4 protein-coding genes are annotated in these 3,099 nt (G+C 63.7%); 3 read left to right on the top strand and 1 reads right to left on the bottom strand.

Going from position 1 to position 3,099, the window contains the following annotated elements:
* Positions 1-268 precede the first annotated feature (268 nt).
* Positions 269-979 (bottom strand): thioesterase II family protein, encoded by a 711-nt coding sequence (locus tag WAN02_RS05650; RefSeq protein WP_422263192.1) that lies wholly within the window; start codon positions 977-979, stop codon positions 269-271.
* A gap of 297 nt (positions 980-1,276) precedes the next feature.
* On the opposite strand from WAN02_RS05650, the gene WAN02_RS05645 reads away from it, so the two are divergent.
* From WAN02_RS05645 to WAN02_RS05635, 3 genes are all read left to right on the top strand, one after another.
* Positions 1,277-1,582 carry a PE family protein gene (locus WAN02_RS05645; RefSeq protein ID WP_422263191.1) on the top strand — a complete coding sequence of 102 codons (306 nt, stop codon included), beginning with the start codon at positions 1,277-1,279 and terminating at the stop codon, positions 1,580-1,582.
* A 4-nt stretch (positions 1,583-1,586) separates the two neighbouring features.
* The gene (locus WAN02_RS05640; protein ID WP_422263190.1) at positions 1,587-2,789 is read left to right on the top strand and encodes a PPE family protein; all 1,203 of its coding nucleotides are present in this window, start codon (positions 1,587-1,589) and stop codon (positions 2,787-2,789) included.
* 55 nt (positions 2,790-2,844) lie between these two features.
* The coding region (locus WAN02_RS05635; protein WP_422263189.1) for a WXG100 family type VII secretion target at positions 2,845-3,099 on the top strand (255 nt) is incomplete at its 3' end.

Genomic DNA, 3,099 nt, shown 5'->3' with positions numbered 1-3,099 from the left:
CCCTGAGAGAGGGGGTTTGCTGGGTCGGGCCGCGCCGATGCCGGGGTGTGGTGTTATTCACTTTTCTCTCGGAGACCCTGTTCAGTCGCCCCAGTACGCCGGCCTGATATATCGCACAGATCTCAGGTTGGCTACGTTGTCCAAGTTACCGGTAGATGCGTCCAATTTGTTAGCCCAATAAACGCTTTCGGCACGTAAAGAGATCTTGATTTGCCGATTTCGATTTGCGTCGGCCATTTTGACAACAATCGATTTATTAACCGACCGGTTAACCTCTACATGAGGACAAGATCTTCGGCTCGATCTCGCCCACTAGCTCGGCGATGTGGTCGGTCAGATAGAAATGGTGGCCGGGAAAAACTTTCAGGCTGAACTCAGATGTTGTGCGCTCCGACCAAGGCAACACCTTCTCGTAGGTGGCCACCTCATCGTCGCCACCCAGGAACGCAGAGATCGGGCACGACAACTTCTCGTCGGGCGGGCAATCGTATTTCGAGATCGCCTTGAGCCCGCGCAGCGTCGGTAGGATACTGGCGGCGAATTCCTCGTTCTCTAGAAACTCCGGATTGACACCCGTCATCTCGCTCACTGCGTTGAGCAACCCTTGGTCCGACTCCGGTACGTGCTCGTAGCCGACTCGACCGGGCGCGGCGACGGCCGAGACGAACAGCGCGGCGATCGGGCCGCCGGCCGCCTCGAACCGCCGAGCGACCTCGAACGCCAGCAACCCACCCATGCTGTGGCCGAAGAACGCCACCTTTTCGTCAGGATTGTCGGGCGGCTTGATCATCTGGCAAACCTTGTCGGCAAGATCGGAAATGGTGGTAAAGGACCCGAGGTCGTGATTACCACCGCGCCCCGGATAGCGAACGGCGACACGTTTGATATCGCTGGCAAAGGCTTTGGCGAACGGAACGTAAAACTCGGCCGATCCCCCGGCGTGCGGAAAGATGTAGAGCTTCGGTGGCTGCCCAGTCACGCGGCAACGATACAGTCCCCGACGTGCCCGCCCGGGCAGGGCGCGGCGCGGCGCCCGGCCGGGCGATGACTTAACGACGTTCAGGTGAACATTCGAAAACCTGTGAGAAAGCCAAGAAGTTTCTGTGCCGTTTTCCGGCCGATACGTTTCGTGATTCGTCTATCGCAGAACGCGAAAAAAGCTTACGATTTCTCCGCCATCAAGCGTGGCAATCGCTCTAGGGGAGGTCCATCCAAACGCCCAGCTTCAAGTACTGTTTGAAGGCAGTGTGGCCGGGCCGTGTGAAAGGGTTTGAAGATGTTCGTAACTACTCAGCCAGACGTGTTGCAGGGGGCTGCGGGGACGCTGTCCGGCATCGGGGACGCGATGGCAGCGCGCAACTCGGCGGCGGCGGCGCCGACGACGGGTTTGGCCCCAGCGGCTTCGGACCTGGTGTCGGCGATGACGGCGGTTCAGTTCGGCCAGCACGGCGCGACGTACCAGCAGATCGCCGCCCAGGCCGCCGAGGTCCACGAGCAGTTGGTGGCCGCACTACGCTCCGGCGCCGGCGCCTACGCGCTCACCGAGGCGACCAACGCCGCGGCAGGATCGATCGGGTTCTAAGCGGATGAGCTTCTCGCTGATACCTCCGGAGATCAACTCCGCCCTGATGTACCAGGGCGCGGGCTCTGGTCCGTTGTTGGAGGCCGCGACGGCGTGGGATGGACTGGCTGCCGACTTAGAGGCGACCGCCACCCAGTACCAGACCGCGATCACCAACCTGACCACCGGCGCGTGGCTGGGTCCGTCGTCGGCACACATGGCCGCTGCGGCCGAGCCGTACATCGGCTGGCTGCAGACCACCGCGGCCGAGGCAGCCCAGACCGGGGCCCAGGCCAAGGCCGCTGCCGGCGCGTACCAGACGGCGTATGCCTCAATGGTTCCGCCGCCGGTGATCACGGCCAACCGGGCGGAGTTGACTACGCTGGTGTCCAACAACTTCCTCGGCCAGAACACCGGCGCGATCGCCCAGAACGAAGCCGAGTACCTGGACATGTGGATCCAGGACGCGCTGGGCATGGACACCTACAACCTGAACTCGACGGGTGCGTCGGCCGCACTGCCGGCACAGACAGCCGCACCGCTGGTGACCAGCGGCGCGCAGGCTGCGGCAGCCGCTCCGGCGGGCTCCGAAACCGACGTGCTCATCGAGCAGCTGATTTACGCATTTGCCGAGCTATTCGGCTACGTGGGAAATGCGCCGACGAGCTTGGGCGCCACTGACTTGGCGACCTATCTCTCGACCGTGGTCGGTGGGGTGGTCGCCAACCCAACAGCCGCGCTGCTGCCGGTACAGGCCACGTACTACATGGGCATGCTGGGCAGCACGCCCGCTCGTATGTTCATGAGCTCGGGCGGCGGCGGCGCCAGCGGCGCCGGTGCCGGCGCGCTGGACGGCATGCGGGACTCGCTGCTGGCAAACGTCTCCAAACTGGTCGACGGCAAGGCCGAAACCGTGCTGACCGGGGTGGGCGGTCAGCTGTCCAAGTGGGGGGCCGGGATCCAGGCCGGTATCCAGGCGCAGATGGCCAATGCGATGCACGCGGGCGGGCTGTCGGTGCCGCACGGTTGGCACACCGGTGTCCCGGACGTCAGTCGCGCTGCCCCGTTGCTGCCGACCAACGCCGTCGCCTCACCGAGCATGACGACCGGCCTGCCCACCAGCCCGTTCTCGCAGGGGCTGATGGGTGCACTGGCCGGACGCGGTATGAGCGCCATGGGTTCGCGGGTTGCCGCCAAGGTGATGCCACGTTCGCCTGCCGGCGGTTAATTCCCTTACCCCACAACGTATTGCCTCTTAAACGCCCACGAATAAGGAGAGAGATATGCCTTCACGTTTTATGACTGACCCGCACGAGATGCGGTCGATGGCGGGCCGTTTCGATGTGCACGCCCAGACCGTTGAGGACGAGGCCCGCAAGATGTGGGCATCGAGCCAGAACATTGCCGGGGCCGGCTGGAGTGGCAGCGCGCAGGCCACCTCCTACGACACCATGGGCCAGATGAACACCGCGTTCCGCAACATCGTCAACATGCTGCACGGGGTGCGCGACGGTCTGATCCGCGACGCCAACCACTAC

The organism is Mycobacterium sp. (assembly GCF_049281135.1).
GTDB lineage: Bacteria > Actinomycetota > Actinomycetes > Mycobacteriales > Mycobacteriaceae > Mycobacterium.
Note: the sequence above shows the minus strand (reverse complement) of the source record. Positions and strands in the feature narration are given on the sequence as shown.

Bases quoted from the DNA above. Each gene is read 5' to 3' on its own strand.
- WAN02_RS05645 (WP_422263191.1), top strand. From the start codon at position 1,277: ATGTTCGTAACTACTCAGCCAGACGTGTTGCAGGGGGCTGCGGGGACG.
- WAN02_RS05640 (WP_422263190.1), top strand. From the start codon at position 1,587: ATGAGCTTCTCGCTGATACCTCCGGAGATCAACTCCGCCCTGATGTAC.